Source organism: Bradyrhizobium sp. CB1015, assembly GCF_025200925.1.
GTDB lineage: Bacteria > Pseudomonadota > Alphaproteobacteria > Rhizobiales > Xanthobacteraceae > Bradyrhizobium.
On sequence record NZ_CP104174.1, the window covers coordinates 8328285 to 8342656 of the forward strand.

Sequence of the window (14372 nt, forward strand, 5' to 3'; positions counted from 1 at the left end):
CAAGAAAAAGACCAAGGACCGATCCGATGTCCGGCCCCAATGCCAGCCTGATGGTCCCCGGCCTGCGCCGGAACATGGTGACGATCTGCGCCATGACCGCGACCATCATGCAGGCGCTGGACACCACCATCGCCAACGTCGCGCTGCCCTACATGCAGGGCACGTTGTCGGCCTCGCAGGACCAGATCAACTGGGTGCTGACCTCCTACATCGTCGCCGCCGCGATCATGACGGCGCCGGTGGGCTGGATCGCCAACCGCTTCGGCCGCAAGCGCATCTTCGTGATCTGCGCGGCCGGGTTCACCATGGCGTCGGTGCTGTGCGGCCTTGCGCAGGACATCAACCAGATGGTGCTGTTCCGCCTGCTGCAAGGCGTGTTCGGCGCCGCCCTGGTGCCGCTGTCGCAATCGGTCATGCTCGACTATTACACGCTCCAGGAGCGTGCCAAGGCGATGTCGATCTGGGGCATGGGCGTGATGATGGGCCCGATCATGGGCCCCTCACTCGGGGCCTGGCTCACCGAAACCTATTCCTGGCACTGGGTGTTCTTCGTCAATCTGCCGTTCGGCGCGATCACCGTGCTCGGGCTGATCGTGTTCATGGACGAGACCGAGAAGAACCTCAGCCTCAGATTCGACTGGTTCGGTTTCGCCGCGCTGGCGGTGGCGATCGGCGCGCTGCAGCTCGCGCTCGACCGCGGCGAGCAATTGGGCTGGCTGGAATCGAACGAGATCCTCGCCGAGCTCATCGTCTCGGCCGTCGCGTTCTACTTCTTCCTCGCGCATTCCTTCACGACCTCGACCCCGTTCATCCGCTTCGCCCTGTTCCGGGACCGCAACTTCGTCACCGGCTGCCTGTTCATGATCGTGATGGGGCTCGTCCTGTTCTCGACCATGGCGCTGGCCTCGCCCTACATGCAGAACGTGATCGGCTATCCCATCATCCCCGCCGGCCTGCTGCTGGCGACCCGCGGCATCGGCACTTTCCTCGCCATGATGCTGGTCGGCCGCATGATGCGCTACGTCGAGGCGCGCACGCTGATCATCTCCGGCCTGACGCTGACGGCGGGCTCGCTGTTCCAGATGACCGGCTGGACCGACCTGACGCAGGTGCCGGAGATCGTCACCGTCAGCGTCATCCAGGGTTTTGGCTTCGGCCTCGTCTTCGTGCCGCTCTCGACCGTGGCGTTCCTGACGCTGTCGAACGAGCTGCGCACCGACGGCACCGCGATGCTGACCCTGATGCGCAACGTCGCGAGCTCGGTCGGCATTTCCGTCGTCATCGCCGAGCTGTCGCAGGGCACGCGGCGGACCTATGCGATCCTCTCCGAGCACGTCAACCCGTTCAATCACGCGCTACAGATGCCTGGTGTCAGCGGCCTGATCAATCTGTCCACCGACGCCGGCCGCGCCATGGCCGACCGGATGGTCAGCGTGCAGGCGCAGATCATCGCCTTCGCGCACGACTACCAGCTGGTGATGCTCTTCATCCTCTGCACCATCCCGCTCGCCCTGTTGATCGGCTCGACCAAGGCGACGCTGCGCAAGCAGGCGGCGGGGCCGGAGCATGCGGTGATGGAGTAGACGCGCTCGATCGACAATCTCCGCTGTCGTCCCGGACAAGCGTCAGCGCCGATCCGAGACCCATAGCCACCAGCAGATGTGGTTTCGGGCACCCGGAGTTATCACTTTCGCAACACGACTGCATTCCGGGAGTATGGGTCCCGGATCGGCGCGCGCTTTGGGCGCGCTTGTCCGGGACGACATCGGCATTGTAGCGCCGCCTACCCCAACAGCTCCTCGCAGCCCAAATCGTCCACGGCCGCAAACACCCGCTCCAGATTGTTCCACCAGATCAGCGGCGGGATGCTGATGCTCCACTGCCAGACCGGCCGCGTGATCTGCCAGAGCACTGCCCAGCGGTAGTCGCGATCGAGCGCGCCGCGGGTGTAGCCGGTGATGCCGCTCTCGATCAGCGCGTCGTGGTAGAGATTGAGCAGCAGCCGTTCGAGCGCCTGCCGTCGTTCCGGATACCAATGCATCGCCATCATGTAGGCGAGGTCGTGCGTCGGAACGTTGATGCTCCAAAGATCGAAATCGAAGATGCGCACGGTGTCAGCGACGCCCGCGCGCGGCAGCAGGAAATTCCAGACGTGGGCATCGCCATGCGTGATGCTGAGGTGGCGGCGTGAATGGTAACGCTGGGACAGCCGCTCCGACTGATCGATGAGCCGACGGTAGATAATCCGCCGCTCTTCGCTGAGGCGATCGCCGAGAAGATCGGCAAAGCGATCATAATGCCCCGCGAATGTCTCCATGCGCTCTGCGCTGTCCTCCGCGCTCGCCCAGGTGCCGACGGTGTCGCCGAGGCTCGGATGGTCCCACCAGGCCGCATGCCAGCGTGCCAGCATGGTAACAATGGCAAACGTCTGCTCGCGCGACGGCGGCACCGGCCAGGCCGTCGCGATCTCGTGGCTGTCGGTCAGATCCTCCAGCAACAGATGCCAGGCGAGGCTGTCCTCGTCGAAATGCCCGTCAAAGCAGCGCGGCACGAGTCCCGGCGGCATCTGCGGCACCAGCTGCGTGTAATAGTCCACCTCGCGCCGACCGCCATTGGCGAGGCGCTTGGCGAAAGCGACATTGGGAGTCTTGAGGATCAGCGACTGCGGAGCACCGGCGGATTCGCCGACATAGCGCAGGCCGAGCCTGACGATATGTGACACCACGGTGTCGCGCTTATGCAGCACCTTCGCTTCGCGCACGGCACCGGCGTCGAGCGCACCCGCCTTGCGCAGCGCGGCCGTCAGTCGGGCGGGCTCAACGACCGCCGGCAATTGTGGAGATGTCATGAACCACGATGCCCCTGTCCCGCGCCATACTGCACGATCACGTGCCCGGGCACCAGCGGCTGCCGCCGGCTCAGGCTGCGGCGGTCGAGTCGCGCACGGTCCGCACGACGACCGAACGCAGCTGCTCGAGATTGGCCGCCATCCCGGCGATCGCCTGCCTCACATCCGCGGCGCGCGCATTGACGGAGGCGGCATCGCGGCTGACGTCGCCGATCTTGGCCGAGACCTCCTGTGCGGCGGAGGCCGATTCGGAAATCGACCGCGTGATCTCCCGGGTCGCGGCATCCTGCTCTTCCATCGCGGCGGCAACCGAGGTCGCCACGCCATCGATCTCGACGATGTGGCTTCCCATGGCCTCGACGGCGTCGACCGCGGCCTGCGTCGAGGCCTGGATCTCGGCAATCAGCCGCCCGATCTCCTCGGTGGATTTTGCGGTCTGGTCGGACAGGGATTTCACTTCGGCGGCAACCACGGCGAAGCCGCGGCCGGCTTCGCCGGCGCGCGCCGCCTCGATCGTCGCGTTGAGAGCGAGGAGGTTGGTCTGGCCCGCAATGCCGCCGATGAGGTCGGAAACCTCCGCGATCTTCTTCACCGATCCGGCCAGCGCCTGAATGGTCGAACGCGCCTGCTCGCGGCCGGCGACCGCCGATTTGGTGACGGTGCTGGTCCGCGCGACCTGGCCCGCGATCTCGCGGATCGAGGCGCTCAATTCTTCGGCCGCAGCCGAGACGGCTTGCGAGCTGCCGAGCGCCTGCGTCGAGGCCGCCGCGACCGCCTGCGACTGCGCAGAGAGCGACTTTGCGATCTCCGACAGGCCGGAGGCGGCTTGCTCCACGCCCTGCGTCGCCGCAGTCGCGGTATCGACCGAGTGGCCGGTCTCGCGCTCGACCGTTTCCGCCATCTGGTGCAGGGCGGAGCGCTTTGCGAACGCCGCCGCCTGCTCCTGCCGCAACTGCTCCTCGCGCAAACGGGAATTCTCGACCGCCGCCTGCTTGAACACCACAAGCGCGCCCGCCATCGAGCCGACCTCGTCCCGGCGCTGCGCGAACGGAATGTCGGCGCCGAGATCGCCGGTCGCGAGCTTCTGCATTGTGTCCGTCATGCGCACGATCGGGCGCACCACGCCGAGGGCAACACCCAGCAGGCCGACGGTCACGAAGGCGAGGACGGCAATGGAGACGCCGAGGAGGATATAGAGCATCGCGCTGTCGCGGTCCGCGGCCAGCTTCTCCATCGCTGTATTCTGCTTGTTGGCACTGTCGACGATGCTGTCGATGACGGCGCGATGCGCGGTGTAGGCGTCCTTGAGCTGCGCATAGGCGCGCTCGGAAGCCGCAATGTCCTTCGCCTTGAGCGCCGCCAGGAGCTGATCCGACGCCTGCCAGAATTTCTGCACCTCCGCATCGGATTTCGACACCAGCGCGGTCTTGAGGTCGGCCGAGAGGCTGGACGAGACCCAGAACGCCTTGCGCTCGTCGTAATCCTTGCGGAGCTGGACCAGGCGCTCGCCATGGGCGGCCAGCTGGTCCGGCTCGCGCATCGCCAGCGTCCCCTCGAGATAGGCTTCGATGACATATTCCGGCGGCGGCAGGATGTCGGCGATGAGGTCGTTGCCGAGCTTGATGTCGGAATAGAGCGGACCGCCGACCTTGAGCTCTTTCAAGGCGTACAGGCTGGTCGAAACCAAAGCGGCAAAACCAATGGCGAGAACGATCCCAAACGCGACGATCGCAGAGGACAAGGACAGACGTAATTTCATGAAACAATCCAGGTCGGCGTCGAAACTGCCGCCACCCTAGACCAATACGGTAAATACGGGATTGATTCGCGCGGGAATTGTATTTCACGACCCCCGCATAAGTACGGGAATTGGACGTCAAGTCATCGGTATTGAGTCAGCGAGGCTGACGCACAACGCGCAAAAAGAACGTTTGAGTCTGATGGGCAACGCAGCGCCGGCTCCGATGCGCGGAATGAGATATGCGTGCCGAGGGCAGGCCTCCCCGGCACGCCTTGCCTTCACACGTCGAAGAACACCGTCTCGTTGTCGCCCTGCAGGTGCAGGTCGAGCCGGTAGACCGGCTTGCCGGCCTCGCGGACCGCAGTGAGCGTGGCCCGTCGGTCAGCCGGTACCAGCGCCAGCACGGGATCGGCGGCGTTGCCGGCCTCGTCGCTGAAATAGATGCGGGTGTAGAGATGCCTGAGCATGCCGCGGCCAAACACCGCAACCAGGATGTGCGGCGCCTGCGGCTTGCCAACGGGATCCGGCACCGCGCCCGGCTTGATGGTCTCGAAGGAATAATTGCCGTCCTTGTCGGTGCCGCAGCGGGCGAAGCCGCGGAAGCTGGCATTGGGCAGTGCGCGCTTGTCCTGCGGATCGGCGAAACGCCCTTGAGCATCCGCCTGCCAGATCTCCAGCATGCAATCGGGCACGGCAACGCCGTCGCCGTCGAAGACACGGCCCTCGATGCGAACGCGATCGCCGGTGACATCGGGTGTCAGTGTCGAGTTGGTGAATGCGTCGTTCCACGCGTACTCGCCGGTCGGCGTCAGTCCGTATTTGAAGAACGGACCGACGGTCTGGGATGGGGTGATCCCGTCGGGCTTCACAGAATCCTGCACGTTAGTGGTTCTCCATGGGCGTGGCGTTCTTGCCGCGCAGCACGATGTCAAAGCGGTAGCACAACGCCCATTCGGGCTGGGTATTCTCCAAGTCGAACGAGGAAACCATCCGCGCCCGCGCCTTCTCGTCCGGCACCGAGTTGAAGATCGGATCGAACGGGAACAAGGGATCGGCCGGGAAGTACATCTGCGTCACGAGCCGCGTGACGAAGGAATAGCCGAACACCGAGAGATGGATGTGGGCGGGGCGCCAGGCGTTGTGGTGATTGCCCCAGGGATAGGCGCCGGGCTTGATGGTGACGAAGCGATAATAGCCGGACGCATCGCTCACGGTGCGGCCCGCGCCGGTGAAATTCGGATCCAGCGGCGCCGGGTGCTGATCGCGGACGTGGACATAGCGGCCGCAGGAATTGGCCTGCCAGATCTCGACGAGCGAGTTCGGTACGCCGCGGCCGTCCTCGTCGCGCACATGGCCATGCACGATGATGCGCTCGCCGAGCGGCTCGCCCGCGTGCTGCCGGGTGAGATCGTTGTCGCCCTCGCGCACGGTCTCGTGGCCGTAGACCGGCCCGGTCAGCTCCGACAGCGTATGGGGCATCGGGATCAAGGGTTTGTTCGGCGCACGCTTGATCGAGCTCTTGTAGTCGGGCGACAGCGGCAGCGGATGCGCCGCGTTGCTGCCGGTGGGATAGATGAATGTCATTGGCGAACTCCTCCCCGGCCATTGTGGTCCGGCCGGTCAACGCTTCCGCCAATCATTATAGGATATAACTAATTTGCGAAAGCCGGTTTAGCGGCGCTTCCGCGCATGGCAGCCGGCCGCTTCTACCTGATCGGCGCACGCGGCAGCACGGCCTCTCCGGCCTCGAGCCGGTAGCTATGGTCGAGCGAATACCAAGGCACGGAGGCGTCCTTCGCCGTCGGATGTGGCGTATCGTGGCGCACGAACTTGCCGATCAGCGCCTGTGTCACACCGAACTGCACGTCGCTGTCGATATGGGGGTCGCTCGGATCATACACCTGCGAGATCAGCACCTTGAATCCTGGCTTGAAGATCAGGGCGTGCAGATGCGCGGGACGATAGGGATGGCGGCCCTGCGCCTCGAGCAGGCGGCCGACGACACCATCGGTCGGAATGGGATAGCCGACCATCATCACCGAGCGGAAGGAAAAGCGCCCGTCGGAATCGGTCGTGAACTTGCCGCGCAGGTTCATGTCGGCCTGCTCGGGGTCCTGGTTCTCGTAGAGGCCGACCGGCGAGGCGTGCCAGACATCGACCTCGGCACCCGCGACTGGCTGGCCATCCTTGCCAGTGACGCGGCCGCTGACGAACAGCGTGGCCCCCGGTGTCTCCGAGCGCACGATCGATCCACCATTCTCGACCCGGGGCGAATTCAACCGCCAGAACGGCCCGAGCAATGATTGATCGGTCTCCGTATTGCCTTGATCGCCATTGTTGAGCAGGCACACCAGCGAGGAGACGCCGAGCGACCCCGCCATCAGCACGACTTCGTTATGCGTGTCGGTGGTCAGCTTGCCGAGCTCGGCCACGATCGCGGTGGCATCGCGGAACTCCTTCTCGGTCAGCCTGACATCGCGGACGAAGGCGTGCAAATGCTTGACCAGGGAGACCATGATCTGGCGCAGCCGCGGATCGGATGTCCGCTCCATCACCGCCAGCGCCGCGGCCGTGACGTCCTTCTCGCGCTCGATGATCATCAGACGGTCCCTTGAAGCGACCCGCGTAACTCCAACACTGTCATCCCGGGATGGTCCGAAGGACCAGACCCGGAATCTCGAGATCCCGGGCTCAGCCCTCTCGGGCTGCCCCGGGATGACGAGACGCGCAGCGTCCCGTCAATTCAGCTTTTCGATCGCAACGGCGACGCCCTGGCCGACGCCGACGCACATGGTGGCGAGCGCGAGCTTGCCGCCGCGCTTCTCCATGCCGTGCACGGCAGTGAGCGCGAGGCGGGCACCGCTCATGCCGAGCGGATGGCCGAGCGCGATGGCGCCGCCGTGCGGATTGACGAAATCGGCGTCATCGGCGACGCCGAGCTGGCGCATGCAGGCGATGCCCTGCGAGGCGAAAGCTTCGTTGAGCTCGATCAGGTCGAAATCGCTGATCTTCTTGCCGAGACGTTCCATCAGCTTGCGAGTCGCCGGCACCGGGCCGATGCCCATGATACGCGGCGGCACGCCGGCCGAGGCGAGGCCGAGGATGCGCGCGCGCGGCGTCAGGCCGTGCTTCTTCACCGCGGCTTCCGAGGCCAGGATCATGGCGGCGGCGCCGTCATTGACGCCGGAGGCGTTGCCGGCCGTGACGGTGCCGGGATTGCGCACGATCGGCTTCAGCTTGGCCAGACCTTCCAGCGTGGTCTCGGGACGCGGATGCTCGTCCTTGTCGACCATAACAGGGCCGGCCTTGCCGCCAGGAATGGTGATGGGCGTGATTTCTTCCGCGAAATAGCCCGCCGCGATCGCAGCACCGGCGCGCTGCTGCGAGCGGATGGCGAAGGCGTCCTGGTCGGCGCGCGAGACCTGGAACTCCTCCGCGACGTTCTCGCCGGTCTCCGGCATCGCATCGACGCCGTACTGCGCCTTCAGCAGCGGATTGATGAAGCGCCAGCCGATCGTGGTGTCGAAGATCTCGGCCGAGCGCGAGAAGGCCTCCTGCGCCTTGCCCATCACGAAGGGCGCGCGGGTCATCGACTCGACGCCGCCGGCAATCGCAAGCTCGATCTCGCCCGAACGGATGGCGCGGCCCGCGGCGCCGACCGCATCGAGGCCCGAGGCACAAAGCCGGTTCAGGGTCTGCCCGGGAACCGAATCCGGCAGGCCCGCCAGCAGCAGCGCCATGCGCGCGACGTTGCGATTGTCCTCGCCGGCCTGGTTGGCGCAGCCGAAGAAGACTTCGTCCACCTGCGCCCAGTCGAGATTGGGATGCTTGGCCATCAGTGCCTTGATCGGGGCGGCGGCGAGATCGTCGGCGCGCACCTTGGCGAGCGAGCCGCCGAAACGGCCGATCGGGGTCCGCACGGCATCGCAGATAAAGACGTCACGCATCGTTGTTCTCCCTGAATGCCGCGATCCGGCCAAATTCTTCAATGTCGGCGGAGTTTTAGGAGGGCGGCCGCGGCAGGTCAATTGACGGTTTCGCGCGTGCATTGCAGAGGCCTGCCGTCCGTCACGCATGCCGCGGTGCGGACAACGTGGAAAACCTCCGCTTCCCGGCCAAAGCGATAGGAGCAGGTGCCGAAATTTTGTAGGTTGCGCCGCCCATGACCATGCAACAACCGATACCCGTTCCGCCGCCCGAGGAAGCGCCCGCACCGCACACGGAAGCCGCCGCACGCGTCACGCCGATGATGGAGCAGTATCTGGAGATCAAGGCGGCGCATCAGGGCTTGCTGCTGTTCTACCGGATGGGTGACTTCTACGAATTGTTCTTCGAGGACGCCGAGATCGCCTCCAAAACGCTCGGTATCGTCCTGACCAAGCGCGGCAAGCACCAGGGCGCGGATATCCCGATGTGCGGCGTGCCGGTCGAGCGCGCCGAGGATTATCTGCATCGTCTCATCAGCGCCGGGCATCGGGTCGCGGTGTGCGAGCAGACCGAGGATCCCGCGGCGGCGAAAGCGCGCGGCAACAAGAGCGTGGTTCGCCGCGGCGTGGTGCGGCTGGTGACGCCGGGCACGCTGACCGAGGACACGCTGCTGGATGCGCGTGCCAACAATTACCTGCTGGCGATCGCGCGCGCCCGCTCCTCGGCCGGCGGCGACCGCTTCGGCCTTGCCTGGATCGACATCTCGACGGCCGAATTCATGGTCACCGAGGTCTCGGGCGGCGAGCTCGCCGCGACGCTGGCGCGCATCAACCCGAACGAGGCGATCGTCACCGACGCGCTCTTTGGCGACAACGAGCTCGGCCAGACCTTGCGCGAGTTGCCGGCCGTGACGCCGCTGACCCGCGACGTGTTCGACGGCGCCACCGCCGAAAAGCGCCTCTGCGACTATTTTGCCGTCGCGACCATGGACGGGCTCGCGCAGCTGACGCGCCTGGAAGCCACCGCCGCGGCGGCCGCCGTCACCTATGTCGACCGCACCCAGGTCGGCAAGCATCCCCCGCTGTCGCCGCCCGCGCGCGAGGCCTCGGGCGCGACCATGGCGATCGACCCGGCCACGCGCGCCAATCTCGAGCTGACGCGCACCCTCGCCGGCGAACGCCGCGGCTCGCTGCTCGACGCGATCGACTGCACCGTGACCTCGGCAGGCTCCCGCCTGCTGGCGCAGCGCCTGGCCGCGCCGCTGACCGATGCGCCGGCGATCGCGCGGCGGTTAGACGCGGTCAGCGCCTTCGTCGCCGATTCCGCCGCGCGCGAGGACATCCGCAGCATCCTGCGCGGCGCGCCCGACATGTCACGGGCGCTCGCCCGTCTCTCGGTCGGCCGAGGCGGGCCGCGCGACCTCGCCGGCATCCGCGACGGCATCACCGCCGCCGACCAGCTGCTGACGCGGCTCTCCGAGCTGGATCAACCGCCGCAGGAAGTCGCAGCGGTGATGGCGGCGCTGCAGCGGCCATCGCGCGAGCTTGCGGCCGAGTTCGCGGCAGCGCTCGACGAGCAGCTGCCGCTGATCAAACGCGACGGCGGCTTCGTCCGCCAGGGCTACGAGCCGGCGCTGGACGAGGCGCGAAACCTGCGCGACGCCTCGCGCCTCGTGGTCGCCTCGATGCAGGCGCGCTACGCCGATGACACCGGCGTCAAGGCTCTGAAAATTCGCCACAACAACGTGCTCGGCTATTTCGTCGAGGTCACCGCCCAGCACGGCGACAAGCTGATGTCGCCGCCGCTGAACGCGACCTTCATCCATCGCCAGACGCTGGCGGGGCAGGTGCGCTTCACCACGTCCGAGCTCGGCGAGATCGAGGCCAAGATCGCCAATGCCGGCGACCGTGCGCTCGGCCTCGAGCTCGAGATCTTCGAGCGGCTCTGCGCCAAGGCGCTCGCGATCAGCGACGATCTGCGCGCCGCGGCGCAAGGCTTTGCGCTGCTCGACGTCGCGACCTCGCTGGCCAAGCTCGCCGTCGACGAAAACTATGTGCGGCCCGAGGTCGACGGCTCGCTCAGCTTTGCGATCGAGGCCGGCCGCCACCCCGTGGTCGAGCAGGCGCTCAAGCGCAACGGCGAGCCGTTCATCGCCAATGCCTGCGACCTCTCTCCCGCGCCGGCGCAGAAGTCAGGCCAGCTCTGGCTGCTCACCGGTCCCAACATGGCCGGTAAATCGACCTTCCTGCGCCAGAACGCGCTGATTGCCTTGATGGCCCAGATCGGCAGCTTCGTGCCGGCCACGCGCGCGCGGATCGGCATCGTCGACCGCCTGTTCTCGCGCGTCGGCGCCGCCGACGATCTCGCCCGCGGCCGCTCCACCTTCATGGTCGAGATGGTCGAGACCGCGGCGATCCTGAACCAGGCCGGCGAGCGCTCGCTCGTGATCCTGGATGAAATCGGCCGCGGCACCGCGACCTTCGACGGCCTCTCGATCGCCTGGGCCGCGATCGAGCATCTGCACGAGAGCAACCGCTGCCGCACATTGTTCGCGACGCACTATCACGAGCTGACTGCGCTCGCGGCCAAGCTGCCGCGGATGTTCAACGCCACGGTGCGGGTGAAGGAATGGCAGGGCAACGTCGTGTTCCTGCACGAGGTGCTGCCGGGCTCGGCCGACCGCTCCTACGGCATCCAGGTGGCGAAACTCGCCGGCCTGCCGCCGGCGGTGATCACGCGTGCCAAGTCGGTGCTCTCCAAGCTGGAGGCGCAGGACCGCGGCCAGACCGCGCGAGCGCTCGTCGACGATCTGCCGCTGTTCGCAGTGCCCTCGCGCGCCGCCACTGAAGCCGCGCCGCCGAGCGAAGCGGAGCTGCTTGTGGAGGCGGTGAAGGCGCTGCACCCCGACGAGATGTCGCCGCGCGAGGCGCTGGATGCGCTGTATGCGCTGAAGGCGAAACTGCCGAAATCGTAGATGAGACCGTCATTCCGGGATGGTCCGAAGGACCAGACCTCAGGTGCGCAATTGCGCACCGTAGTTCGGCTCTTCGAGCCGCCCCGGAAGGCGCCTACCCCCTCGCTGCGATCGCCGCGGCTTCGGCGGCGGCGCGCTGCATGCTGGTCGACATCTCGTTGGTCACCGTGCTCTGCTCCTCGATCGCGGCGGCGGTCGAGGTCACGTACTCGCTGACATTGTTGATCGCCTGCTTGATCGAGCCGAGCGCGCTGACGACGTCGCCGGAGATGCTGTTGAGGCTGCCGATCTCCTGGCCGATCTTGTCGGTCGCCTGCTTGGCCTGGTTGGCGAGGCTCTTGACCTCGGAAGCGACCACCGCGAAGCCGCGGCCGGCTTCGCCCGCGCGCGCCGATTCGATCGTGGCGTTGAGCGCGAGCAGATTGATCTGCCCGGTGATGTTGTTGATCATCTCGACGATGCCGCTCATCGCCTGCGCGGCCTCGGTGAGACGCTGGGCCTGCGCGTCGGCGGCGCCGACCTGCTCGACCGCGCCCATCGCGGTCTCGCGCGACTTGGTCATGGCCTCGGAGATCTCCCGCACTGAAGCGTTCAATTCCTCCGAGCCGGCGGCAACCGATTCCATCATGCCGCGCACGCGCTCGTTGCCCATGCGGACCAGGACCTGCTTGGTGACGTCGGTGGCGTATTTCACCACCTTGAACGGCTTGCCGTTGAGGTCGAGGATCGGATTGTAGGAGGCCTGGATGTAGACCTCCTTGCCGCCCTTGCCGATGCGCTTGTATTCGGCCGCCTGGTACTCGCCGCGATTGAGTGCCGCCCAGAACTCGCGATAGCCGGCACCGTCGCGCTCGCTCGGCTCGACGAACATGCTGTGATGCCTGCCCTTGATCTCGGCCAGCGAATAGCCGAGCGCGCCGAGGAAGTTGGCGTTTGCGGTGATGATCGTGCCGTCCATGTTGAGCTCGATCACGGCCTGGGCCTTGTCGATCGCCGCGATCTGGCCGGCGAGATCGGAATTCTTCAACTTCTCCGCGGTGACGTCGGTCGCGAACTTGACGACGCCGTACGGCTTGCCGCTTTCGTCGAGCAACGGATTGTAGGAGGCGAGGATCCAGACCTCGCGACCGCCCTTGCCGATCCGCTTGAACTCGCCGGCCTGGTAATCGCCGCGGTTGAGCGCGACCCAGAATTCACGATAGGCCGGGCTGTTGCGATCGGCGTCGGGCACGAACAGGCTGTGATGCTTGCCCTTGATCTCGTCGAGCGAGTAGCCGAGCGCCTTGCAGAAATTCTCGTTGGCCGAGACGACGGTGCCGTCGAGTTTGAACTCGATGACGGCCTGCGCGCGGCTGATGGCGGCGATCTTGGAGGCGTCCGTCATGCTGCGGATCTTCTTCTCGGTGATGTCGGTCGCAATCTTGGCGACCATCACCGTCTTGCCGTTGCCGTCGAGCACCGGATTGTAGGATGCTTCGATCCAGACCTCGCGGCCGCTTTTCGCGATCCGCTTGAATTCGCGCGCCTGATACTCGCCACGGTTCAATGCGGCCCAGAACGCCTTGTACTCGGCGCTGTCGCGCTGGTCGGCCGGCACGAACATCGAGTGATGCTTGCCCTGGATCTCCTCGAGCCGGTAGCCAAGGGCGTCGAGAAAATTCTTGTTGGCCGTGATGATCGTCCCATCAAGATTGAATTCGATCATCGCCTGCGAACGGCCGATGGCATCGAGCCGCGCTTGTGCATCATTGTGGGACTTGCGGCCGAACATTCAGGTGTCTCCCTCGATGAGAAAATCATTTTGCATGGCGCGCGCAGCGTCACGCTCGCGCTCGATTTTTTCGGCTCGTCGTTCACGACTTTCGGACTGGTGGAACTGTAGCCCCCGCTATTCAACGGGGCCGTCTCGACAGCTGACGAGTAAGTGTAGGGTCAAGACACAAAGATTAAATTAACGACATAATCGGAAACGCGCAGTCAAACACCGCAAAACTACCGGCTGAGCACCGCAAAGGTCCGGTACCAAAGCTTACGTTTCGATGCGCAGCCTTCTGCGTCCACGCCACCACAGCATCAGATTCCACACCACGCAGGTTGCAAGCGCGAGCGAAAGACCTACCGCCAATCCAAACTTCACGACTGCAACGTGCAGGACGGCGATGGCCATGCCAAACCCGAGCAGGCCCCAGGCGGAGTTGGCGAGCACGGCGGCTGTCGGCGGTCCCCCGATGCGCGGATGCAGGATCACCATGATGCTGGAGAACACCACGGGAAAGAGTGCGATGATGCCGCTGATGCGCGGGCCGACCCAGCTCGATGTCGAAACCACGATGGCGACGAGGGTCGCAACCAGCGCAGCGCGCATCGGCACATCGTACCAGCGGCGCGTCACCAGCGGCATCTTCACATGGCGATAGCGCGCGAGCAGTGGAATGCAGATGCCGAATGCGATCAGATTGGCGGCAAGCCCCGCCGTGAGCGACCAGTCGAACTGGCGGATGATCGACGCCGTCCCGATCCACACCGCGAAAGCACTTCCGCAACTCACCACGAGGTTGTGCCGCTGCGACAGCACGACGTAGGTGAGGCACATGAAGATCGTCGCCGCATTGACCGGCAGGCTCGCCAGCGCGCCCTGCGCGATGAACGCGGCGTCATGATCGATCGCAAGAAAGACGTAGGACGGACCCGCCGACACCGGCAGGGTCGCGATCAGCGCGCCGATCACCGGTCCCGAGCGTTCGGTGATGATCGACGCCGTCACCACGAACGCCGCCGCGATCGCCATGCGCAGGAGCAGGAAGAGGAGGACGTGGAGGTCGGGGGACATTTTTGGCTTCTTACCCTCCTCCCCTGGAGGGGGAGGGTCGGCTCATATGGAA

At 65.7% G+C, this 14372-nt stretch carries 10 protein-coding genes; 2 read left to right on the top strand and 8 right to left on the bottom strand.

Annotated elements, in window-relative coordinates; genetic code table 11:
• Nucleotides 1-26: 26 nt before the first annotated feature.
• On the top strand, nucleotides 27-1583 hold the full coding sequence (locus N2604_RS39005; RefSeq protein ID WP_260373202.1) for an MDR family MFS transporter: 1557 nt from the start codon (nucleotides 27-29) through the stop codon (nucleotides 1581-1583).
• 200 nt (nucleotides 1584-1783) lie between these two features.
• Here N2604_RS39005 and N2604_RS39010 read toward each other — a convergent pair whose 3' ends face one another.
• From N2604_RS39010 to pcaF, 6 genes are all read right to left on the bottom strand, one after another.
• Nucleotides 1784-2848, bottom strand: a complete 1065-nt coding sequence (locus N2604_RS39010) for an ecdysteroid 22-kinase family protein (RefSeq protein ID WP_260373203.1) — start codon at nucleotides 2846-2848, stop codon at nucleotides 1784-1786.
• 70 nt (nucleotides 2849-2918) lie between these two features.
• On the bottom strand, nucleotides 2919-4607 hold the full coding sequence (locus N2604_RS39015) for a methyl-accepting chemotaxis protein (protein ID WP_260373204.1): 1689 nt from the start codon (nucleotides 4605-4607) through the stop codon (nucleotides 2919-2921).
• 260 nt (nucleotides 4608-4867) lie between these two features.
• Entirely contained in the window at nucleotides 4868-5470 is a 603-nt protein-coding gene (gene pcaG / locus N2604_RS39020; RefSeq protein WP_260373205.1) for a protocatechuate 3,4-dioxygenase subunit alpha, read from the bottom strand.
• A 1-nt stretch (nucleotide 5471) separates the two neighbouring features.
• Nucleotides 5472-6173, bottom strand: a complete 702-nt coding sequence (gene pcaH / locus N2604_RS39025; RefSeq protein WP_260373206.1) for a protocatechuate 3,4-dioxygenase subunit beta — start codon at nucleotides 6171-6173, stop codon at nucleotides 5472-5474.
• 122 nt (nucleotides 6174-6295) lie between these two features.
• Entirely contained in the window at nucleotides 6296-7189 is an 894-nt protein-coding gene (locus N2604_RS39030; RefSeq protein ID WP_260373207.1) for a dioxygenase, read from the bottom strand.
• A gap of 138 nt (nucleotides 7190-7327) precedes the next feature.
• Nucleotides 7328-8536 carry a 3-oxoadipyl-CoA thiolase gene (pcaF, locus tag N2604_RS39035; RefSeq protein ID WP_260373208.1) on the bottom strand — a complete coding sequence of 403 codons (1209 nt, stop codon included), beginning with the start codon at nucleotides 8534-8536 and terminating at the stop codon, nucleotides 7328-7330.
• A 215-nt stretch (nucleotides 8537-8751) separates the two neighbouring features.
• Here pcaF and mutS point away from each other — a divergent pair, with 215 nt between their 5' ends.
• The gene (mutS, locus tag N2604_RS39040) at nucleotides 8752-11490 is read left to right on the top strand and encodes a DNA mismatch repair protein MutS (RefSeq protein ID WP_260373209.1); all 2739 of its coding nucleotides are present in this window, start codon (nucleotides 8752-8754) and stop codon (nucleotides 11488-11490) included.
• 94 nt (nucleotides 11491-11584) lie between these two features.
• Here the strand turns inward: mutS and N2604_RS39045 are convergent, their stop codons facing one another.
• Nucleotides 11585-13261 carry a PAS domain-containing methyl-accepting chemotaxis protein gene (locus N2604_RS39045; protein ID WP_260373210.1) on the bottom strand — a complete coding sequence of 559 codons (1677 nt, stop codon included), beginning with the start codon at nucleotides 13259-13261 and terminating at the stop codon, nucleotides 11585-11587.
• 258 nt (nucleotides 13262-13519) lie between these two features.
• Nucleotides 13520-14320, bottom strand: a complete 801-nt coding sequence (locus tag N2604_RS39050) for a hypothetical protein (protein ID WP_260373211.1) — start codon at nucleotides 14318-14320, stop codon at nucleotides 13520-13522.
• Nucleotides 14321-14372: the final 52 nt, after the last annotated feature.

What these genes read in the sequence shown, in the direction of transcription:
- N2604_RS39010 (WP_260373203.1), bottom strand. Translation starts at nt 2,848, where the DNA reads ATGACATCTCCACAATTGCCGGCGGTCGTTGAGCCCGCCCGACTGACG.
- pcaF (WP_260373208.1), bottom strand. Translation starts at nt 8,536, where the DNA reads ATGCGTGACGTCTTTATCTGCGATGCCGTGCGGACCCCGATCGGCCGT.
- N2604_RS39005 (WP_260373202.1), top strand. Translation starts at nt 27, where the DNA reads ATGTCCGGCCCCAATGCCAGCCTGATGGTCCCCGGCCTGCGCCGGAAC.
- mutS (WP_260373209.1), top strand. Translation starts at nt 8,752, where the DNA reads ATGACCATGCAACAACCGATACCCGTTCCGCCGCCCGAGGAAGCGCCC.
- N2604_RS39050 (WP_260373211.1), bottom strand. Translation starts at nt 14,320, where the DNA reads ATGTCCCCCGACCTCCACGTCCTCCTCTTCCTGCTCCTGCGCATGGCG.
- pcaH (WP_260373206.1), bottom strand. Translation starts at nt 6,173, where the DNA reads ATGACATTCATCTATCCCACCGGCAGCAACGCGGCGCATCCGCTGCCG.
- N2604_RS39015 (WP_260373204.1), bottom strand. Translation starts at nt 4,607, where the DNA reads ATGAAATTACGTCTGTCCTTGTCCTCTGCGATCGTCGCGTTTGGGATC.
- N2604_RS39030 (WP_260373207.1), bottom strand. Translation starts at nt 7,189, where the DNA reads ATGATCATCGAGCGCGAGAAGGACGTCACGGCCGCGGCGCTGGCGGTG.
- N2604_RS39045 (WP_260373210.1), bottom strand. Translation starts at nt 13,261, where the DNA reads ATGTTCGGCCGCAAGTCCCACAATGATGCACAAGCGCGGCTCGATGCC.